The sequence below is a fragment of the Bradyrhizobium sp. 40 genome (genome assembly GCF_023100925.1).
GTDB lineage: Bacteria > Pseudomonadota > Alphaproteobacteria > Rhizobiales > Xanthobacteraceae > Bradyrhizobium.
Genome location: NZ_CP064688.1, coordinates 284,286 through 304,217, shown reverse-complemented (window position 1 = coordinate 304,217; position 19,932 = coordinate 284,286). Strand labels below are relative to the sequence as shown.

Here is a 19,932-nt window from a genome sequence, read left to right as displayed (position 1 = left end):
CAGCCCGGAAGCAGCCCGCTTCCTGACGCGTGAGCACGGTAAATGGCAAAGGATAAGCGGCGGTAAATTTGTGGCGCCGCAACCGGCGGTTAGGTGACGCAGGGTCTCGTCGTCCTGGCTTTCGCCAGGACGACATTGGCGCGGATGCCCCTACGCCGCCCGGATATTGCCCATGAAGCGGTCGAGCTCGGCGCGCAGGCGGGTGCTTTCGGATGACAGCGTCTTGGCCGAGTGCAGCACCTCTTCCGAGGCCGAGCCGGTTTCGGCGGCGCCGCGGTTGACCTGGCCGATGTCGGTGGCAGCGGTCTGAGTACCCTGTGCGACGGTCTGGACGCTGCGCGCGATTTCCTGCGTCGCTGCGCCTTGCTGCTCCACTGCGCTCGCAATCGACGTCGAGATCGACGAGATCTGGCCGATGGTCGCGCCGATCTCCTTGATCGCCGCAACCGATTCGGCTGTCGCGCCTTGCATGCCCGTGATGTGCGAGGAGATCTCGTCGGTGGCCTTTGCGGTCTGGCTCGCAAGCGACTTCACTTCGCTGGCGACCACTGCAAAGCCGCGGCCGGCTTCACCGGCGCGCGCCGCCTCGATGGTCGCGTTGAGCGCCAGAAGATTGGTCTGCTCGGCGATCGCCGTGATGAGCTTGACGACTTCGCCGATCTGCTGGGCGGCATGCGAGAGCTTGCCGATGCGGTTATCGGTCTCCTTTGCCTGCACCACGGCGGCTTCGGCAATGCGGCTGGAATCGCGCACCTGGCGGCCGATCTCCTCGACCGAGGCCGAGAGCTCTTCGGTCGCGGTCGCGACCGACTGCATGTTGCTGGAGGCCTGCTCGGAGACGTCGGCGACCTGGCTCGACAGGCTCTGGGTGGTCTCGGCGGTGCGGGTCAGCGTCGAGGCCGCCGATTCCAGCTGCACGGCAGAAGCCGAGACGTTGGAGACGATGGCGCCGACCGCGCTCTCGAAATCGTCGGCGAAACGAATCAGCTCGGAACGGCGAGCAGCGCTCGCTTCCTTGTTCTGGGCCTCGTTGGCGGCGGCATCGCGCTCGGCCTTGGCCACGGCCTGCACTTTGAATTCCTCGACCGCGCCGGCCATCTCGCCGATCTCGTCCTTGCGCCCCAGGCCCGGCAGCACGACGTCGAAATTGCCCGAAGCAAGCTCGCGCATCGCCTTGCACATCGCGATCATCGGGCGCGAAATGCCGGTGCCGAGCAGGAAAGCGAGGATCGCGCCGAGCAGCGTGCCGCCGACGGCCAGCATCAGCACCAGTTGCTCGGTCTTCCCGATGGTCGCTTCCGATTCGGACTCCAGCCGCTGCTGTTCGGCAACGAGGTCCGCCTTCATGGCGGTAGCACCCTGAAGGATCGCGCCGGCCGAACCGCTCATCTCGGTGACGAGATCGTCGATCATCTTGGCGTTGGCGATCAGTTTTTCCAGCGATTCCCGATAGGCGCCGAGCAATCCTCTGGCATCCTTCAGGCCGGCGACGATCTTGTCGTCCATCGAATAGACTGCGTTGAGCGAGTTCTCGACGAATTTCAGCCGCGCCAGCGCGCTGGTAGCAATCGTCTGGTCGGACGTCAGCACGAAATTGGTCGCTGCCGCATTCGCGGTCTGGAATTGGGCGTTGACCTGCTTGGTTCCGAACTCGATCGCCTGCGCCTCGGAATCGGAGGCATTGTTGCCGATGTCGTCGAGCTTGTATTTCAGGAGGTTGGCGTTGCGCGTAAGCTGGTTCTGCACCAGCAGCGTGCTGTCACGCTTGGCCTGGAGGACTTTTGCGAAGGTCGCGGAGAAGTTGGAAAACTCCTTGGAGAGCTTGCCCAGACTTTCCTGCCGCGCCGGCTTCTTGGCGCTCTTGACCGCCTGGTCGATGGCGCCCTTCAGGCCGGTCTCCGCGTCCAGCGCCGTCTTGGCGTCGTCCTCCTTGCCGGTGACGACGAAATATTTGACGGCCGAGCGATAGGCGAGCAGCTCCCGGTCGATATTACGGGCGAGATCGGCCTCGGTGACGCTGCTGCGGTAGGACCCGACCCCGGACGAGACCCGCTCGAAGCCAAAATAGGAGAAAGCCATGCTGCCGGCGGAGATCACCAGCACCGCGGCAAAGCCCAGAATGATCTTGGCGCGGAACCTGAGGGTCGGCATTATTGTGCGCTTCGACGACGACGCGATACGCCCGGACATTCCCACCCCCATTTTCATTCAGCCGAGATCCGGTGGCGCCCCGCCCCCTGACCTGGCTGCGCAAAACTAAGGCAGAATCGATAAGGGGCGGTAAATTCGGTGGGCCCGCAGAGTTCAGGCTCTATCAGCCCAGCGAACTGAAAAGGCGAACCGCGCAAGGATATAGAGGCTGGCATCCCAGCTGCGCCCCGGCGCCGCACCCGATCTGGCCGACTCGCCCCCCCAACCAATGTTGGGCATTCTGGATCAATGACTTTTCCATGACGCGGGCGATCAAAATCGTAGTTGCAAAGTTCCGGGTCGCTGTCTCTAATTAGAAACAATCAAAATCGACCCCGGGAGGACTTCAACCGTGTCTACAGTCAAACTGACGGTGAACGGCAAGGCTGTTGCCGTTGACGTCGAGGACCGCACGCTGCTGGTTCAGCTGCTGCGCGACCACCTCAACCTCACCGGAACCCACGTCGGCTGCGACACCAGCCAGTGCGGCGCCTGCGTCGTCCATATGGACGGCAAGGCGGTCAAATCCTGCACCATGCTGGCGGGACAGGCCGACGGCGCCAGCATCACCACGATCGAAGGCATCGCCAAGGGCGACGAGCTGCATCCCATGCAGGCGGCCTTCCGCGACAATCACGGCCTGCAGTGCGGCTATTGCACGCCGGGCATGATCATGTCGGCGATCGATATCGTGCACCGCTATGGCGGCCAGCTCGACGAGGCCACCGTCCGCCACGAGCTCGAAGGCAATATCTGCCGCTGCACCGGCTACCACAACATCGTCAAAGCCGTGCTGGACGCGGCAGGCCGCATGAAGGTCTCGCAGGCGGCCGAGTAAGCGGCCCGCCTCGAAATAAGAACGATCGCCGCTGCTTTCGAGGGAAAGCGCGGTCAAGACAAATTCCGGTCGGGAGGACCAGACATGGGTGTTGAAGGTATTGGCGCGAGCGTCGTGCGCAAGGAAGACAAGCGTTTCATTACCGGCAAGGGCCGCTACGTCGACGACATCAAATTGCAGGGCATGACCCATGCCCATTTCATCCGCAGCCCGCACGCGCATGCCAAGGTGAAGGGAATCGATTCCTCCGCCGCGCTGAAGATGCCGGGCGTGGTCGCGGTGCTGACTGGACAAGAGATCGTCGACGACAAGGTCGGCAACCTCATCTGCGGCTGGGCCATCACCTCCAAGGACGGCAGCCCGATGAAGATGGGCGCATGGCCGGCGATGGCGCCGGAGACGGTGCGCTTCGTCGGTCAGGCCGTCGCGGTCGTGATCGCCGAAACCAAAAATCTCGCACGCGACGCGGCCGAAGCCGTGGTCGTGAAATACGAAGAGCTGCCCGCGGTCGCCGACGTCCACGCCGCGATCAAGTCCGGCGCGCCACAGCTGCATCCCGAAGCTCCCGGCAACCAGGTCTACGACTGGGTGATCGGCGACGAGGGCGCCACCGATGCTGCCTTCGCCAAGGCCGCCAACGTGGTGAAGCTCGACGTCACCAACAACCGCCTCGCGCCGAACGCAATGGAGCCGCGCGCCGCGATCGCCGACTACGATTCAGCGGAAGAGCACTTCACGCTCTACACGACGTCGCAGAATCCGCACGTCGCCCGCCTCGTGCTGTCGGCGTTCTACAACATCGCCCCCGAGCACAAGCTGCGCGTGATCGCACCCGATGTCGGCGGCGGCTTCGGCTCGAAAATCTTCATCTATCCCGAAGAGATGGTGGCGCTGTGGGCCTCGAAAAAGGTCGGCCGTCCCGTGAAATGGACCGGCGACCGCACCGAAGCCTTCCTCACCGATGCGCATGGCCGCGACCACGTCACCCATGCCGAGATGGCGTTCGACGCCAACAACAAGATCACCGGATTGAAGGTGAAGACCTACGCCAATTTCGGCGCCTACATGTCGCTGTTCTCGTCCTCGGTGCCGACCTATCTCTACGCGACGCTGCTATCGGGCCAGTACAACATCCCGGCGATCCATGCCGAGGTTGTCGGGGTCTACACCAACACCACGCCTGTCGACGCCTACCGCGGTGCCGGCCGCCCCGAGGCAAGCTATCTGATCGAACGTCTGATGGAGACGGCGGCGCGGCAGTTGAAGGTCGATCCGGCCGCGCTGCGCCGGACCAACTTCATCACCCAGTTCCCGCACCAGACGCCGGTGATCATGGCTTATGACACCGGCGACTTTAACGCCTCGCTCGACGCCGCGATGAAGGCGATCGACTATGCCGGCTTTGCCGGGCGCAAGGCCAAGGCGAAGGCCGACGGCAAGCTGCGCGGCATTGGCGTGTCCTGCTACATCGAGGCCTGCGGCATCGCGCCGTCGAAGGCCGTCGGCAGCTTGGGCGCCGGCGTCGGTCTTTGGGAATCCGCCGAAGTCCGCGTCAACCCGGTCGGCACCATCGAGGTCCTGACGGGATCACACAGCCACGGCCAGGGTCACGAGACCACGTTCTGCCAGCTCGTTGCGGAGCGCCTCGGCGTTCCCATCAGCCAGGTCTCGATCGTCCATGGCGACACCGACAAGGTGCAGTTCGGCATGGGCACCTACGGCTCGCGCTCCGCGGCCGTCGGCCTCACCGCGATCCTGAAGGCGATGGAGAAGATGGAATCCAAAGCCAAGAAAATCGCCGCGCATGCGCTGGAAGCCTCGGAAGGCGACATCGTCATCGAGAACGGCGAGTTCAAGGTGGCCGGCACCGACAAGGCGATCGCCTTCCCGATGGTCGCGCTCGCAGCCTACACCGCGCACAATCTGCCTGACGGGATGGAGCCGGGCCTGAAGGAGAGCGCCTTCTACGACCCGACCAACTTCACCTTCCCGGCCGGCACATACATCTGCGAGCTCGAGGTCGATCCCGGTACGGGCAAGACCTCCTTCGTCAACTTCGTCGCGGCCGACGATTTCGGCCGGCTGATCAACCCGATGATCGTCGAAGGCCAGGTCCATGGCGGTCTTGTGCAAGGCATCGGACAAGCGTTGCTCGAGCACGCGATCTACGACGCCAGCGGACAGCCAGTCACGGCCTCGTTCATGGACTACGCCATGCCGCGCGCCGACGACGTTCCCTCGTTCAACCTCTCCCACACCACGACGCTGTGTCCGGGCAATCCGCTCGGCATCAAGGGTTGCGGTGAGGCCGGCGCGATCGGCGCCTCTGCGGCCGTTATCAATGCGATCACGGACGCGATCGGCAAGAACAATCTGCAAATGCCAGCAACCCCTGACAGGGTGTGGCGCACGATCCACGCGGCTTAAGGGAGGAACGAAGATGTACCAGACCGTTTATCATCGCGCGTCCTCGGTTGACGAAGCCGTCGCCCTGTTTTCCAAGAGCAGCGAAGCAAAGTTCCTCGCCGGCGGCCAGACGCTGCTGCCGGTGATGAAGCAGCGGCTCGCCAGCCCGACCGACGTCATCGACCTCGGCAAGATCAAGGAGCTGCAGGGCGTCGAGCTCTCGGGCGACGTGCTGACCATCAAGGCCGGCACGACCTATTTCGACATCATGCAGAATGCCGATGTGAAGAAGGCGATCCCCGCAATCGCCTATCTCACCTCGGTGCTCGGCGACCCCGCCGTGCGCTATCGCGGCACGATCGGCGGCTCGATCGCCAACAACGATCCCGCGGCGGATTTTCCCGCCGCGCTGCTCGCGCTCGGCGCCACCGTGAAGACCAACAAGCGGTCGATCACGGCGGATGATTTCTTCCAGGGCATGTTCACGACGGCGCTGGAGGACGGCGAGCTTATCACCGCCGTGTCGTTCCCGGTTCCGGCGAAGGCAGGCTACGAAAAGATGCGCCACCCTGCGTCTCGCTTCGCGCTGACCGGCGTGTTCGTCGCGCAGACGAAGTCGGGCGAGATTCGGGTAGCCGCCACCGGCGCCTCGCAAAGCGGCGTGATGCGGGTCGCGGCCATCGAAACGGCGCTGAAGGCGAATTGGTCACCGTCGGCGATCGATGGCGTGAGCATCTCGGCGAGCAATCTGCTGGCCGACATCCACGGCACGGCGGAGTACCGCGCCAACCTCATCAAGGTGATGGCGCAGCGCGCGGTGGCTGCCGCACGCTGATGATCGCGCTTTAGCGCCTCAACACAAATCTTCCGCGGCGCGCACTTCGGTGCGCGCCGTTTTTATTTGGCCGTGCGGATGAAAAGCGCTTGCCTCGCTGGCGTGAAGGCGAGAAAAGTTAATCAGCCAATTAACTCGCCCGCAGAGGAATGTCCGAGGCGATTGCCGAACAATCGGCATCCGCCCGCGACCCGAGGAAACAACGACGTGCTCGACAAATCAGCCCCCACCTCCTCCGTTCGCACCTCCGGTCCGCTCGCAGGTTTCCGCATCGTCGAATTCGCCGGCATTGGACCCGGCCCGTTCGCCTGCATGTTGCTGGCCGACATGGGCGCCGATGTCGTCACGCTCGATCGTGTCGGCGCCAGGAAGAGCATGAAGTCCGTCGCAGGCCGCGGCCGCAAGGTGGTCGAGCTCGACCTCAAGGACAAGACGGCGATCGCGGAGGTGCTCGATCTGCTTGCGAATGCCGACGCGCTGGTCGAGGGTTTCCGTCCCGGCGTGATGGAGCGGCTCGGCCTCGGGCCTGACGTCGTGCTCGCGCGCAATCCAAAGCTGGTTTACGGCCGCATGACCGGCTGGGGCCAGCAAGGCCCGCTCGCCAATGCCGCCGGCCACGACATCAACTACATCTCCATCACCGGCGCGCTCGCCGCGATCGGCACGAAAGAAGCGCCGGTGCCGCCGCTCAATTTGGTCGGCGATTTCGGCGGCGGCGCGCTCTATCTCGTCGTCGGCGTGCTTGCGGCGCTCTTGGAGGCCTCGCGGTCAGGCAAGGGTCAGGTCGTCGATGCCGCGATGTGTGACGGCGCGGCATCGCTGATGTCGTTCTTCTTCGACATGACCACGCTCGGCCGCTGGACCGAAGGCCGCAACGAGAACTTCCTCGACGGCGGCGCGCATTTCTACGGCGTCTACGAATGCGCCTGCGGCCATTTCGTCTCGATCGGCTCGATCGAGCCGCAATTCTACGCGCTGCTGCGCGAGCACGCCGGTCTGACCGACGCCGATTTCGACGCGCAGATGGACCGCAAGGCCTGGCCCGCGCTGAAGGAGAAACTGAAGACGGTGTTCAAGAGCAAGACGCGCGAGGACTGGTGCAAGATCATGGAAGGCACCGACATCTGCTTTGCGCCGGTGCTGACCATGTCGGAAGCGACCGAGCATCCGCATATGGTCGCCCGACAGGTGTTCGTCGAGCGCCACGGCGTCAAGCAGCCGGCGCCGGCGCCGCGCTTTTCACGGACGCCATCGGCGGTGCGCGAGCCGGAAGGGGCGGAGATCGGCGCAGTGACGAAGGCGTGGAAGGCGGGGCGTTAGACCCCCGCCGTTACAACAACCTCCGCTGTCGTCTCGCGAAGGCCGGGACCCATAACCACAGGGAGTGGTTTGGCGAAGACTCGGAGTTCGGTACCCTCACCGATGAGATCGATAAATCACGCGGTATGGGTCCCGGCCTTCGCCGGGACGACACCTGTTTTGATGTGGCAGTGTACGTAAAGTGCGCGACTTACGCCGCATCCACCTTCAGCACCCCACGCCGGATCTGGTCCTCCTCGATCGATTCGAACAGCGCCTTGAAATTGCCCTCGCCAAAACCGTCGTCGCCCTTGCGCTGGATGAACTCGAAGAAGATGGGGCCGATCGCATTGGCCGAGAAGATCTGCAGCAGCACCTTGGTCTGACCGCCGTCGACCACGCCTTCGCCGTCGATCAGGATGCCGTTCTTCTGCAGGCGCGCGACGTCCTCGCCATGCTTCGGCAACCGGGCGTCGATCCGCTCGAAATAGGTCGCGGGCGGCGCCGGCATGAAGGGCAGGCCCGCTTCGCGCAAGTCCTCGATGGTGCGGTGGATGTCGCGGCAGCCGCAGGCGATGTGCTGGATGCCTTCGCCGCGATAGATATTGAGATATTCCTCGATCTGGCCGGAATCGCCGGCGTCCTCGTTGATCGGAATCCGGATCTTGCCGTCAGGGCTCGTCAGCGCGCGCGAGAACAGGCCTGAGGCGCGGCCCTCGATGTCGAAGAAGCGGATCTGGCGGAAATTGAAGAGCTTCTCGTAGAAGCTGGTCCACACGTCCATGCGGCCGCGATGAACGTTGTGGGTGAGGTGATCGAGATAGAACAGGCCGGCACCGGCGGGATGCGGATCGCGCGCGCCGAGCCATACGAACTCGTTGTCATAGGCCGAACCCTTGGCGCCGTAGCGATCGACGAAATAGAGCAGGCTGCCGCCGATGCCCCTGATCGCGGGGACGTCGAGCGTCTTCTGCGCGGAGGACACATCCGCAGGTTCGGCACCGAGCGATATCGCACGGTCATAGGCCTTCTTGGCATCGACGACGCGAAACGCCATCGACGGCGCACAGGGGCCGTGCGCAGCGACGAAATCGTGACCGTGGGTGCCGGGCTCCTCGTTGACGAGATAATTGATGTCGCCCTGGCGATAGACCGTGATCTTCTTCGTTCTGTGGCGCGCGACGGGCGCATAGCCCATCAGCTTGAACAGGGCGTGCAGCTGTTCCGGATCGGGATGCGCATATTCGACGAATTCGAACCCGTCGGTGCCCATCGGATTGTCGGCGCTGATCGTGGCCGGCGGTGCATCGTGCGGAAACGGACCCATGGTGCTCTCCCAAATTGCTGCTGCCATGAACTATCCTTCATGGCGCTTGCAATGAGCGTGCAAATGGGACGTCATTTGCTTATCCTGCGCACGATCTGAGCATAAAACGGGACAATTGCGCATGACTTTGGTGGATGCCTTCGACCTCAAGATCCTGGGCGCGCTGCAGGACGACGGCCGCCTCACCAACCAGGAACTGGCCGACCTCGCGGGACTCTCGGCCTCGCAATGCTCGCGGCGACGGATGCGGCTGGAGGAGGAGAAGGTGATATCAGGCTATCACGCCGATCTCTCCAGCGAGGCCCTCGGCTTCGGCGTGGTCGCCTTCATCCAGGTGACGCTGGCGACCCACTCACCAGACAACTCGAAACGGTTCCGAACGCTGGTCAATCGAATCGACGAGATCCAGGAGGCCTATTCGCTCACGGGCGACGCCGACTATGTGCTGAAAGCCGTGTTGCGCGACCTGAAGGGTCTCTCCAATCTCGTCAACGACGTGCTGATGCCGCACCAGAGCGTGGCGCATGTGCGCTCATCGATCGTGCTCGACAAGCTGAAGGAAAGCACGCGTCTGCCGCTGAAGGAAATCAAGCCCGGCTGAAATCGAGGGAAATCCGGCATTCGCGCTGCACGTGCTATCTGCGATGATCCGGCCAATCTGTGGAGACTGAGCCATGGCCCTCCAGCTTCGACCGAACTGCGAATATTGCGACCGAGACCTGCCGCCGAACGCAACCGATGCGCGGATCTGCTCCTATGAATGCACCTTCTGTGCGGACTGCGTGGAGACGAAACTCTCCAACGTCTGCCCGAACTGCGGCGGCGGCTTTGCGCCGCGCCCGATCAGGCCAACGCAGCAATGGCGACCGGGCGTGTGCACGACCAAGCAGGCGCCGTCGGACAAGCGGGTGCATCTGAAGTACAGCCTGGAGGACGTCGCGGCGCATTGCGCGCGGGTCAAGGATGTACCGCCGGAGAAGCGGTGAACTCTCTCCACGTCATTGCGAGGAGCCCTTGCGACGAAGCAATCCAGACGCCTCCGCGGAAAGATTCTGGATTGCTTCGCTACGCTCGCAATGACGGAGTTTGTGGAAGCGGCGGCGCCCTACTCCGCCGCCAGAATCGTCCCTTCGACCTCACCAAAACCGACGCGATAGCCTTCGCCCTGACACCAGCCGCGCATGACGAGGCTGTCGCCGTCTTCCAGGAACGTCCGTTTGATGCCGCCGGGCAATTCGACCGGCTCGGTGCCGTTCCAGCTGATCTCCAGCAGGCTGCCGCGCTGGTTCTTCTCCGGGCCGGAAATGGTGCCGCTGCCCAGGAGATCTCCGACATTCATGGCGCAGCCGGAGGAGGCGTGGTGCATCAGCTGCTGCACCGAGGACCAGTACATGTACTTGAAATTGGTACGGCTGACACCGGCCGGCGCGTTGGCTCCTGCGGCACGCAAGGAGACGTCGAGCTCAAGCTCGTAGTTCTGCGGCTTGCCCTGCTTGAGGTAGTCGAGCGGCACCGGCTCCTGCTCCGGCCCGCTCAGGCGAAACGGCTCCAGCGCCTCGCGCGTCACCACCCACGGGCTGATCGAGGTCGCGAACGCCTTGGCGAGGAACGGGCCGAGCGGCACATATTCCCATTGCTGGATATCGCGCGCGCTCCAGTCGTTGAGCAGCACGAAGCCGAAGATCATCTCCTCGGCCTGCTGCTCCGTGAGCATGCCGCCCATGGCTGAGGGCTGGCCGATCACGACGCCCATCTCCAGTTCGAAATCGAGCCGCTTGCACGGTCCGAAGCTCGGCGCCTCCACATTCGGCGGCTTGAGCTGCCCGCGCGGCCGCTTCACCTTGGTGCCGGAGACCACGACGGTCGAGGCACGGCCGTTGTAGGCGATCGGCATATGGAGCCAGTTCGGCTGCAGCGCATTGTCCTTGCCACGGAACATCACGCCGACATTGGTGGCGTGTTCTTTCGACGAATAGAAATCGGTGTAGCCGGAGACTGCGAATGGCAGATGCAGTTTCGCATCGCGCATCGGCACCAGAGCCTGCTTGCGCAGCTCCTCGTTGTCGCGCAGTTCTGGATGATCGGCGCGCAGCAGCTCGCTGATCCGCGCCCGCGTCTTCGTCCAGACCTTTGGCCCCAACGCCATGAAAGCATTGAGCGACGGCGTCGAGAACACGCCGAGCGGGCCGACGTCGAGCCGCGAATCCTGCTCGAGTTCCCAGAGATCGAGCACATATTTGCCGATCGCCACGCCGACCCGCGGAGTCGGGTTGGCCGCGGTCGAGAACACGCCGTAAGGCAGGTTCTGGATCGGGAAATCGGAGGCGGGATCGACGTCGATGAAGGAGCGGAGGCTGGGGTCGTTGGGGTGCGTTGTCACTTTTCGCCAGTCCTTTTTCCTTCTCCCCTTGTGGGAGAAGGTGGCGCGAAGCGCCGGATGAGGGGTTGTATCGACAATTGATACTGCGAGAGGCTCACGTGGGGAGAGAGACCCCTCACCCGTCTCGCCGCTATGCGGCGAGCCACCCTCTCCCACAAGGGGAGAGGGTAAGAAGGCTACGGCTTACTCGGATCGAACCGCTTTTCCAGACCCTTCCAGCAATCCGCGTAGTCGTCCTGCAACGTGGCGGAATTCGCGGCGTACGCGGTGACGCGCTGCGCGTAGCGGGTCTCGAACATGAAGGCCATGGTGCCGGTCAGCTTCACCGGCTTCAGCTCGCCGTTGCTGGCGTGTTCGAAGGCATCGCGATCGGGGCCGTGCGGCAGCATGCAATTGTGCAGGCTCATGCCGCCCGGCACGAAACCTTGCGGCTTGGCGTCGTAGACGCCGTAGATCAGGCCCATGAACTCGCTCATGATGTTCATGTGATACCACGGCGGGCGGAAGGTGTTGTCGGCGACCATCCAGCGCTCGGGGAAGATCACGAAGTCGATGTTCGCCGTGCCCGCGGTCTCCGACGGCGAGGTCAGCACGGTGAAGATCGATGGATCGGGATGATCGAAGCCGATCGCGCCGACCGGCGAGAAGCTACGCAGATCATACTTGTACGGCGCGTAATTGCCGTGCCAGGCGACGACGTCGATCGGCGAGTGGGGCAACTGCGTCTTGAACAGCGCACCGCCCCACTTCACGAACAGCTCAGTCGGCGTGTCCTTGTCCTCGTAGTGCGCGACCGGTGTCAGGAAGTCGCGGGCATTGGCGAGGCAGTTGGCGCCGATCGGCCCGCGCTCCGGCAGCGTGAAGGCGCCGCCGTAATTTTCGCAGAGATAGCCGCGCGCCGGCCCGTTCGGAATCTCGACGCGAAATTTGACGCCGCGCGGGATCACCACGATCTCACCGGGCTCGGCATCGATGCGACCGAACTCGGTGACGATGCGAAGATTGCCCTGCTGCAGCACGAACATCAGTTCGCCGTCGGCGTTGTAGAAGTGCTGGTCCACCATCGACTTGGTGATGAGATAAACATGCGCGGCCATGCCGGCCTGGGTGTTGACGTCACCGGCCGTCGTCATGGTCTGCACGCCCTGGAGGAATGTCATGTCCTCCTTCGGGATCGGCGCCGGATCCCAGCGCAATTGCGCGATCGGCAGATCGTTTTCATGGCACGGTGCCGAGCGCCACAGGCCGCCGTCGGCCTTCTCGAAGCGACCCGAATGTTTCACCGACGGGCGAATACGATAGAGCCAGGAGCGCTCGTTGCTGCCGCGCGGCGCGGTGAAGGGAGAGCCGGAAAGCTGCTCGGCATAGAGGCCGTAGGCACAGCGCTGCGGCGAGTTGCGCCCGATCGGCAGCGCGCCCGGCAGCGCCTCGGTCTCAAAGCTGTTGCCGAAGCCGGACATGTAGCCCGGCGTGACCTGGGCCGTGCTGCGAATGATCTGATCGGGCGAGGTATTGATGTTCATGATGATCCTCCTCCTTGCAGGGCGGCCCACATCTCCTGGTCGCGCTTGTCGGTCCAGATCACGGGGTCGTCGATTCCCGACGCCTCGTCATAGGCGCGCGACACGTTGAACGGCAGACAGTGCTCGTAGATGGCGAAGCTTTGGAATTTCGGATCCATGACCTCGCGCGTCGCGGCCATGGATTCCTTCAGCGTGCGGCCCCTGGCGACCGAGATTTCGGCGGCGCCATAGAGCGAGGTGACGAAGTCACGCGTCATCGCGATGGCTTCTCGCACCGTCGCGACACCCTTGAGCGCATCGCCGCGGCCCGGCGCGATCGCCTTGGGATTGAAGTTGCGGATCTCGTTCAGCGTCAGCGGCCATTCGCGCAAATGCGCGTCGCCGCAATAGCAGGCCGAGTGGTATTCGATCAGGTCACCGGAGAACATCACCTCGGCATCGGGCACCCAGGCGACGATGTCGCCGGAGGTGTGGCCGGCGCCAAGCTGCATCAGGCGCACCTCGCGCTTGCCGAGATAGATCGACATCTCGCCTTCGAAGGTCAGCGTCGGCCAGGTCAGACCGGGAATGCTCGATGCGTCCTGAAACAGGCGCGGGAAGCGGCCGTACTCGGAATCCCAATCCTGCTGGCCACGTTCCTCGATCAGCCGATGGGTCTCCTGCGAGGCGACGATGCCCTGCGCCTTGTAGGCGGAGGCACCGAGCACGCGCACGGCGTGATAATGCGACAGCACGACATATTTGATCGGCTTGTCGGTGACGGTACGGACGCGCTCGATCACCTTGTTGGCCATCGCCGGCGTCGACTGGGCGTCGAACACTAGGCAGCCGTCGTCGCCGACGATGATCGCGGTGTTCGGATCGCCCTCCGCGGTGAAGGCGTAGAGATCGGTGCCAATCTCGGAGAAGGTGATCTTCTTCTCGGAGAGGTCGCCGGTGGATGCGAAGTTCTTCGCCATCAATTCGTTCCTTTGGACATTATTGCTGTTGTTGCTGTTGCTGCTGCTGGCCGTCGATCATGCGCCGCTTGGCGAGCAGGATCGCCTCTCGCAGCACGTCGATATCGCCGATATGGTTGGCAAGGATCAGCACCAGCGCCGCGTCGAAGTCGGCGCTTTGCTCGTCGGTGAAGCCGCGATGCGCCTCCACGATGGCGCGAAAGGCGTCGTCGGGTCGCGCGAAGTTGGAGCTGGTGGAGAGCGGCATGCGAGTCCTCAATTCAAGCCAATCCTGAATTCACGCCTTGGGCCCGCGACAGCGCCGCCGCGACGCCAGCGCGCGTGGGGTGGCGGAAGCGCGCTGCAACGTAGCCGTCCGGCCTGAGTAAGTAGGCTGAGCCTGGTTCCGCATCATAGCGCTTTGCGGTGAGCCCCGCCGGATCTGCGAGCCCATCCTCACCGCCGATGCAGATGTCCTTCACACCAACAGGCGCCTCAATCGCCACGCCATTGCTGAACGACAGCAAGGTGAAGTCTGTCCCACCCTTGCGGAACGCATCGGTCAAATAGGCTTGCTCACCCGCGCGCGGCGTGACGGGAGCATCGAGCATCGAACAACCCGGCAGCGGGCCACCGCGCCACGCATCCGCATCGGGCGATGACAGCGGCGAGTCATAGCTGCACGGCACCGAGAGCCGCCCGCCATTGACCATGCGCTTGCCGAACTCCGTTTCCTTGGCCAGCGACAGCACTGCCTTGCGCAGCCGCGCTTCCTGATGCGAGTTCGGCGCCATGAAGTCGGTCGAACGGGTGGATTCGCGGATGTTCTCGTCGGCCGCCAGACTGCGCTCAACATGATAACTCTCGAGCAGGCTCGCGGGTGAGGCGCCGCGCAGCACGCGGTCGAGCTTCCAGGAGAGGTTTTCGGCGTCCTCGAGTCCCGAATTGGCGCCGCGCGCGCCGAACGGCGAGACCTGGTGCGCGGAATCGCCTGCAAAAATCACGCGGCCATGGACGAAGCGGTCCATCCGCCGGCACTGGAATTTGTAGAGCGAGATCCACTCGAACTCGAACTTGTCGTGGCCGAGCATGCGCGCAATCCGCGGCCGCACGTTCTCGGGCTTCTTCTCGACGATGGGGTCGGCATAGCGATTGAGCTGAAGGTCGATCCGCCAGACATCGTCAGGCTGCCTGTGCAGCAACGCCGACCGCCCGGCATGAAACGGCGGATCGAACCAGAACCAGCGCTCGGTCGGGAATTCCGCGGTCATCTTGACGTCGGCGATCAGGAACTGGTCCTCGAACACCTGTCCCGCAAAGTCGGCGCCCACCATCTGCCGCAGCGACGAGCGCGCGCCGTCGCAGGCGACGACATATTGCGCGTGCAGGCGATAGGCGCCCTCCGGCGTCTCGATCGTCAGCGCGACGGAATCGTTGCGGCGCTCCAGCGCCGTCACCTTGTTGCGCCAGCGCAGATTGATCTCGGGCAGCTCGCTGATGCGGTCGACCAGATAGGACTCTGCGTAATATTGCTGGAGATTGATGAAGGCCGGCCGCTTGTGACCGTCCTCCGGCAGCAGATTGAACTGGTAGAGCTGCTGATCGCCGTGGAAGATGCGGCCGACGCTCCAGACCACGCCCTTGTCGACCATGCGGTCGCCGACGCCGAGCCGGTCCCAATATTCCAGCGACCGTTTCGAGAAGCAGATCGCGCGAGAGCCCTCGCCAATGCGGTCGGCATCATCCAGAAGGACGACGTGCTGGCCGCGCTGGGCAAGGTCGATCGCCAGCGACAGCCCGACCGGGCCAGCGCCGACGATCACCACGGGATGCTCGGCCGCGCCCTGCCCGGGACGATCCTGATCGGGGTGGCGGCGATAGCCGAACTGGGTTTTGGCCTGATGCGTATTGGCCTGCGCCATGCGCTAACCTCGGCTCTGGTCAGAAGAGGACTGATCTGCTAGATAGTCTCACGTGCAACTATTTTGGACCGGAGCCGGCCGGCCGTCAACTGGAATTCGGAGCGCTCTCCTTGGCGAGGACATCCAGCGACATCGCGCTGAAGACACGTGAGGCCGATGCGGCCTCAGCGCGGCCACAAACACGGCTCGACCTGTTCAGGTTCGTACCGTTCCGCCTCAACCGGCTCGCGGCGGAGGTCAGCGCCGCGCTTTCGGTCGAATATCAGGAACGTCACGGCCTCGACATCCCGGCCTGGCGCGTGATCGCGACGCTCGGCTTCCGCAACGATGCCTGCAGCGCGCAGTACGTCGCGCAATGCACCCGCACGCACAAATCCACCATCAGCCGCGCGGTGACCATGCTGCTGCAGCAGGGTTTGATTGAGCGCGTCGAGAACGAAGCCGATCGCCGCGAATTCCGCCTGCGACTGACGAGGAAAGGCCGCACGCTCTACGAGGAGCTGTTTCCGCAATTGCTGCGGCGGGAAGACGAGATCCTCGCCTGCCTCTCCGCGCAGGAGCGCAAACAGCTATCGACGCTGCTCGGCAAGATCGAACAGAGCCTCGATTTGATCCAGACCAGCGAAGAGGCCGACGCCAAGCAGGCGTATTGATCACTTGGCGAACGATCGCGACGGCGGCAAATGCAGGGCCCAGACATCGCCATCGTCGCTGGCGCGCGGATAGATCTCGGTCACGATCGGGTCGTGACCGGGAATGAACCGGTCGGGATGGCCGGCGAGACGCTCGATCGTCTCCCAGCCAACTGCCATGTCGCCGACATTGTAGACGATCGGGAATGGGCTCCTGCGCTGGAGATTGGCGTAATAATGCGCCGCATCGGACGCCAGCACCACCGGTCCGCGGGCGGTCTCGACCCTCACCACCTGCAGGCCGTCGGAATGGCCGCCGACGCGGTGCACGGTGACGCCGGGCGCGACCTCGCCGTCGCCGGAATAGAAATTGACGCGCTCGCCATAGACATGGCGGACCATCTGGGTGACGTGCTCGACCGAGAACGGATGTCGCAGCAGTCCGTTGCACATGCAGCGCCCCGTCGCGTAGGCCATCTCGCGCTCCTGGATATGGAAGCGCGCGTTCGGGAAGCGATCCAGATTGCCGGCGTGGTCGTAATGCAGATGCGTCACGATGATGTCGCGAATGCCCGCTGCCGCGACACCAAAGCGCTCCAGCGCGTCGACCGGATTGAGCGTCAGCTTGCGGGCCCGCGCGGACGCTTCCTCGGCATTGAAGCCGGTATCGACCAGGATGTCGCGGCTGTTGCCGCGAATCAGCCAGACGAAATAGTCGAGGTCCTGCGCCGCGCTGTCATGCGGGTCGGGCGCGAGGAAGTTCATGTTGGGCGTGCGCGGCGACATCGTCGCGTAGCGCAGGGCGTAGATTTCGTAGGCGTTTCCCATGGTTTTGATCTTGCTCTTTTTCTGGGTGGACCTTCAGGCACGATCGACCCGCACCAAGCCATCGTCCGCCGCAAAGGTCAAACACCGGAGGTTGCGAAGGAGGCCCGTCCGCAATGTGAGACCAATCACATTGTTGTCGCCATGGCTGCCCTAACGTGCAGCCGCAATGACAACCAGAATGCATCGCGTGCAATCGTGACCGACCGTTTATTCCCCCGCAACATGCCCATGCGTCGCGGTCAATTGTCGCGATCGCGCCGAATCCGCAAGCGGTTGACGCCCCCCTTCCCCGGTTTGATAATGCACATTGCGTAAGTTAAGGTCGCCGCGGCGCAAGCTGGAAACGGCGCCTTTTTGGCTGGATCGCGCTAATTATGAAAATTCGCCTGCTTTTCGTTCTGTCCTTGCTCGTGTCGCTCATCCCGACCGCTCCGTCACTTGCGGCCGGCGATCGCTTTGCGCTGGTCATCGGCAACGCCAAATACCCGGACGCCGACGCTCCCCTGAAGGAACCGCTCAACGACGCGCGCGACGTCGCCGACGAGCTCAAGCGCGACGGCTTTTCCGTCGAGACCGGTGAGAACCTGACCGGTGACGGCATGCGCCGTGCTTTCGACAAGCTCTACGGCAAGATCAAGCCGGGGTCGGTGGCACTGGTGTTCTTCAGCGGCTTCGGCATCCAGTCCGCGCGGCAGAGCTATTTGCTGCCGATCGATGCGCAGATCTGGACCGAATCCGACGTGCGGCGCGACGGCATCAGCCTCGAAACCGTGCTCGGCGAGCTCAATACCCGCGGCGCCGGTGTCAAGATCGCGCTGGTCGACGCCTCCAGGCGCAACCCGTTCGAGCGCCGGTTCCGCAGCTTCTCGGCCGGCCTGACCCCCGTCATCGCGCCGAACGGCACGCTGGTGATGTATTCGGCGGCGCTGGCCTCGGTGGTCTCGGACGCCGGCGGCGAGCACAGCCTGTTCGTCCAGGAACTTCTCAAGGAAATCCGCGTCCCCGACCTGATGGCCGAGGAGACGCTGAACCGCACCAAGATGGGCGTCACCCGTGCCTCCCGGGGCGAGCAGGTGCCATGGATCTCCTCTTCACTGGCCGAGGATTTCTCGTTCATTCCAGGGGCCGGCGGGTCGCGCCCAACAACGACTCCGCCACCCGCGCCGCCGCCGGTCGTCGCCAACAACCCGCAGCCGGCCCCGCCCGCACCTTCACCGCCTCCGCCGCCGAAACCGGCCGACACAGTGGCCGCGCCCGCTCCGTCACCGAAGCCGCAGGTCGAGGCTGCCTTGCCACCGGCACCACCGCCGCCTCCGCCTGTGATTCCGGCCGATCCCGCGACCGCTCCGAGCATGGAGAGCGGGCCGAGTGCGGCCGTCCTGGCCGAGGACCCCACCATCAAGGGGCTGACCGCCAAGATCGCGGCCAATCCGGATGACGTGAACGCGCTTTACCGGCGCGGTCAGGTCTATGCCAGCAAGGGCGCCTACAGCCTGGCCATCAAGGATTTTGACGAGACGCTCCGGATCAACCCGAAGGACGTCGAGGCTCTGAACAATCGCTGCTGGACCCGCACCGTGGTCGGCGACCTCCAGGGCGCGCTGAAGGATTGCAACGAGGCCCTGCGGCTGCGGCCGAACTTCGTCGACGCGCTGGACAGCCGGGGGCTCGTCAATCTGAAATCGGGGGCGGTGAAGAACGCCATCGCCGATTTCGAGGCCGCCCTGAGGATCAATCCGCGCCTGACCTCCTCGCTGTTCGGACGCGGGATCGCCAAGCAGCGCAACGGCTCGGCGCAGGAAGGTGCGCTCGACATCGCCAATGCCAAGGCGATGGACCCGAACATTGTTCAGGAATTCGCAAGCTACGGAGTGCGTTGATATTTTTTTGAAGCGGGGCCGATGTGCCTCGAACCCGCGACGGCCTGGCGAAGACTAATTGAACGGATGCCGCCGCCCGCCTTTTCGGGGCGGCTTACTGCAGGATTTTCGAACCGCGCCAGCTGGCTGCGCAGGAGGGACTGGCTATGAGATTGGCTGCAAAAGGACTTACCGCAATCCTGTCCATCATCACCGTCGGCGCCGCGCTGTCGCTGACGATCCCGCTTGCCTTCGCGGCCGACGACGGCAACAGCAAGAACGTCACCGAGGACGAGATCGTCCGCGCGCTGGCGCCGCCGCCGAAAAAGCCGCTGACCCGCGGCCTCTCGGTCGCTCCGCAGGCCGATCCCGCACCGAGTGCGGCTGAGTCCAAGCTGATCCAGTCCGTGCGCGGCCGCTCGACACGCTCGCTTTCGTCGGTCGAGCGTGAAGAAATCGCCTCGGCGGCCAAGGACAAGCCGAACATCGATCTGGAAATCACGTTCGACTACAACTCGGCCAATATCAGCGCCAAATCGCTTGCCTCGGTCCAGGCGCTCGGCCGCGCGCTGACCAGCCCCGACCTGAAGGGCTCGACCTTCGTGGTCGCCGGCCACACTGACGCCGCCGGCGGCGAGAGCTACAACCAGGACCTGTCAGAGCGCCGCGCGGATTCGATCAAGCGCTATTTGGTCGACAAGTACAGCATCTCCGCGACCGACCTCGTCACGGTCGGCTACGGCAAGAGCAAGCTGAAGGACCCGGCCCAGCCGATGGCCGAGGTCAATCGTCGCGTGCAGGTCGTCAACATGGAAAACAAGACCACCGCATCGAAGTGAGCACGACGTAATCCTTTGAAGTGACAAGTCGTGATGTGGTGTAAAGTCCTGCTTCCAGCGCGCGTCCCGCAGCCTTGCGGGACGCTGCTTCATTTCAGGGAAACGCTCTCCATGGG

At 63.9% G+C, this 19,932-nt stretch carries 17 protein-coding genes; 9 read left to right on the top strand and 8 right to left on the bottom strand.

Translation table 11 applies throughout. The features are described from left to right. Positions 1-150: 150 nt before the first annotated feature. A complete protein-coding gene (locus tag IVB40_RS01430; protein ID WP_027568324.1) occupies positions 151-2,190 on the bottom strand; it encodes a HAMP domain-containing methyl-accepting chemotaxis protein in 2,040 nt (679 codons plus the stop codon). A gap of 352 nt (positions 2,191-2,542) precedes the next feature. On the opposite strand from IVB40_RS01430, the gene IVB40_RS01425 reads away from it, so the two are divergent. From IVB40_RS01425 to IVB40_RS01410, 4 genes are all read left to right on the top strand, one after another. Then, positions 2,543-3,028, top strand: a complete 486-nt coding sequence (locus tag IVB40_RS01425) for a (2Fe-2S)-binding protein (protein WP_007599059.1) — start codon at positions 2,543-2,545, stop codon at positions 3,026-3,028. An 84-nt stretch (positions 3,029-3,112) separates the two neighbouring features. Beyond that, on the top strand, positions 3,113-5,455 hold the full coding sequence (locus IVB40_RS01420) for a xanthine dehydrogenase family protein molybdopterin-binding subunit (protein WP_247817914.1): 2,343 nt from the start codon (positions 3,113-3,115) through the stop codon (positions 5,453-5,455). A 13-nt stretch (positions 5,456-5,468) separates the two neighbouring features. Further along, positions 5,469-6,269, top strand: coding sequence for a xanthine dehydrogenase family protein subunit M (locus tag IVB40_RS01415; RefSeq protein WP_247363145.1), 801 nt, complete (start codon positions 5,469-5,471; stop codon positions 6,267-6,269). 207 nt (positions 6,270-6,476) lie between these two features. Next, positions 6,477-7,589: a CaiB/BaiF CoA-transferase family protein gene (locus tag IVB40_RS01410; RefSeq protein WP_247817913.1), complete on the top strand. Its 1,113-nt coding sequence runs from the start codon at positions 6,477-6,479 to the stop codon at positions 7,587-7,589. Between the two features lie 190 nt (positions 7,590-7,779). Here IVB40_RS01410 and hppD read toward each other — a convergent pair whose 3' ends face one another. Further along, positions 7,780-8,895 (bottom strand): 4-hydroxyphenylpyruvate dioxygenase, encoded by a 1,116-nt coding sequence (hppD, locus tag IVB40_RS01405; RefSeq protein WP_247819640.1) that lies wholly within the window; start codon positions 8,893-8,895, stop codon positions 7,780-7,782. 121 nt (positions 8,896-9,016) lie between these two features. Here hppD and IVB40_RS01400 point away from each other — a divergent pair, with 121 nt between their 5' ends. Both IVB40_RS01400 and IVB40_RS01395 read left to right on the top strand, forming a co-directional pair. Continuing rightward, positions 9,017-9,496 carry an Lrp/AsnC family transcriptional regulator gene (locus tag IVB40_RS01400; RefSeq protein ID WP_247817912.1) on the top strand — a complete coding sequence of 160 codons (480 nt, stop codon included), beginning with the start codon at positions 9,017-9,019 and terminating at the stop codon, positions 9,494-9,496. Positions 9,497-9,569: 73 nt separating this feature from the next. Next, positions 9,570-9,881 (top strand): DUF1272 domain-containing protein, encoded by a 312-nt coding sequence (locus IVB40_RS01395; protein ID WP_247817911.1) that lies wholly within the window; start codon positions 9,570-9,572, stop codon positions 9,879-9,881. Between the two features lie 119 nt (positions 9,882-10,000). On the opposite strand, the gene fahA is transcribed toward IVB40_RS01395, so the two are convergent. The 5 genes from fahA to IVB40_RS01370 all read right to left on the bottom strand — a co-directional run bounded on the left by fahA (position 10,001) and on the right by IVB40_RS01370 (position 15,658). Further along, on the bottom strand, positions 10,001-11,275 hold the full coding sequence (gene fahA / locus IVB40_RS01390; RefSeq protein WP_247817910.1) for a fumarylacetoacetase: 1,275 nt from the start codon (positions 11,273-11,275) through the stop codon (positions 10,001-10,003). 176 nt (positions 11,276-11,451) lie between these two features. Then, a complete protein-coding gene (gene hmgA / locus IVB40_RS01385; protein ID WP_247817909.1) occupies positions 11,452-12,798 on the bottom strand; it encodes a homogentisate 1,2-dioxygenase in 1,347 nt (448 codons plus the stop codon). Next, complete coding sequence (locus IVB40_RS01380) at positions 12,795-13,757, bottom strand: MBL fold metallo-hydrolase (protein ID WP_247817908.1); 963 nt, start codon at positions 13,755-13,757, stop codon at positions 12,795-12,797. Before IVB40_RS01380 ends, hmgA begins: the two co-directional genes overlap by 4 nt. 19 nt (positions 13,758-13,776) lie before the next feature. Beyond that, positions 13,777-14,004 (bottom strand): DUF2783 domain-containing protein, encoded by a 228-nt coding sequence (locus IVB40_RS01375; protein WP_247396352.1) that lies wholly within the window; start codon positions 14,002-14,004, stop codon positions 13,777-13,779. Between the two features lie 13 nt (positions 14,005-14,017). Further along, entirely contained in the window at positions 14,018-15,658 is a 1,641-nt protein-coding gene (locus tag IVB40_RS01370) for an FAD-dependent oxidoreductase (protein WP_247817907.1), read from the bottom strand. A 110-nt stretch (positions 15,659-15,768) separates the two neighbouring features. Here IVB40_RS01370 and IVB40_RS01365 point away from each other — a divergent pair, with 110 nt between their 5' ends. Next, the gene (locus tag IVB40_RS01365; RefSeq protein WP_247284774.1) at positions 15,769-16,311 is read left to right on the top strand and encodes a MarR family transcriptional regulator; all 543 of its coding nucleotides are present in this window, start codon (positions 15,769-15,771) and stop codon (positions 16,309-16,311) included. Here the strand turns inward: IVB40_RS01365 and IVB40_RS01360 are convergent, their stop codons facing one another. Then, positions 16,312-17,118 carry an N-acyl homoserine lactonase family protein gene (locus tag IVB40_RS01360; protein WP_247817906.1) on the bottom strand — a complete coding sequence of 269 codons (807 nt, stop codon included), beginning with the start codon at positions 17,116-17,118 and terminating at the stop codon, positions 16,312-16,314. It lies immediately after the preceding gene. A 374-nt stretch (positions 17,119-17,492) separates the two neighbouring features. On the opposite strand from IVB40_RS01360, the gene IVB40_RS01355 reads away from it, so the two are divergent. Together IVB40_RS01355 and IVB40_RS01350 are read left to right on the top strand one after the other, a co-directional pair. After that, positions 17,493-18,998, top strand: coding sequence for a caspase family protein (locus tag IVB40_RS01355; protein WP_247284773.1), 1,506 nt, complete (start codon positions 17,493-17,495; stop codon positions 18,996-18,998). A 146-nt stretch (positions 18,999-19,144) separates the two neighbouring features. After that, on the top strand, positions 19,145-19,816 hold the full coding sequence (locus IVB40_RS01350) for an OmpA family protein (protein WP_247817905.1): 672 nt from the start codon (positions 19,145-19,147) through the stop codon (positions 19,814-19,816). Positions 19,817-19,932 lie beyond the last annotated feature (116 nt).

Coding starts and splice junctions, on each gene's coding strand:
- IVB40_RS01395 (WP_247817911.1), top strand. CDS start 9,570: ATGGCCCTCCAGCTTCGACCGAACTGCGAATATTGCGACCGAGACCTG.
- hppD (WP_247819640.1), bottom strand. CDS start 8,895: ATGGGTCCGTTTCCGCACGATGCACCGCCGGCCACGATCAGCGCCGAC.
- IVB40_RS01380 (WP_247817908.1), bottom strand. CDS start 13,757: ATGGCGAAGAACTTCGCATCCACCGGCGACCTCTCCGAGAAGAAGATC.
- IVB40_RS01375 (WP_247396352.1), bottom strand. CDS start 14,004: ATGCCGCTCTCCACCAGCTCCAACTTCGCGCGACCCGACGACGCCTTT.
- IVB40_RS01355 (WP_247284773.1), top strand. CDS start 17,493: ATGAAAATTCGCCTGCTTTTCGTTCTGTCCTTGCTCGTGTCGCTCATC.
- hmgA (WP_247817909.1), bottom strand. CDS start 12,798: ATGAACATCAATACCTCGCCCGATCAGATCATTCGCAGCACGGCCCAG.
- IVB40_RS01430 (WP_027568324.1), bottom strand. CDS start 2,190: ATGTCCGGGCGTATCGCGTCGTCGTCGAAGCGCACAATAATGCCGACC.
- IVB40_RS01350 (WP_247817905.1), top strand. CDS start 19,145: ATGAGATTGGCTGCAAAAGGACTTACCGCAATCCTGTCCATCATCACC.
- IVB40_RS01360 (WP_247817906.1), bottom strand. CDS start 17,118: ATGGGAAACGCCTACGAAATCTACGCCCTGCGCTACGCGACGATGTCG.
- IVB40_RS01400 (WP_247817912.1), top strand. CDS start 9,017: ATGACTTTGGTGGATGCCTTCGACCTCAAGATCCTGGGCGCGCTGCAG.
- IVB40_RS01420 (WP_247817914.1), top strand. CDS start 3,113: ATGGGTGTTGAAGGTATTGGCGCGAGCGTCGTGCGCAAGGAAGACAAG.
- IVB40_RS01370 (WP_247817907.1), bottom strand. CDS start 15,658: ATGGCGCAGGCCAATACGCATCAGGCCAAAACCCAGTTCGGCTATCGC.
- IVB40_RS01415 (WP_247363145.1), top strand. CDS start 5,469: ATGTACCAGACCGTTTATCATCGCGCGTCCTCGGTTGACGAAGCCGTC.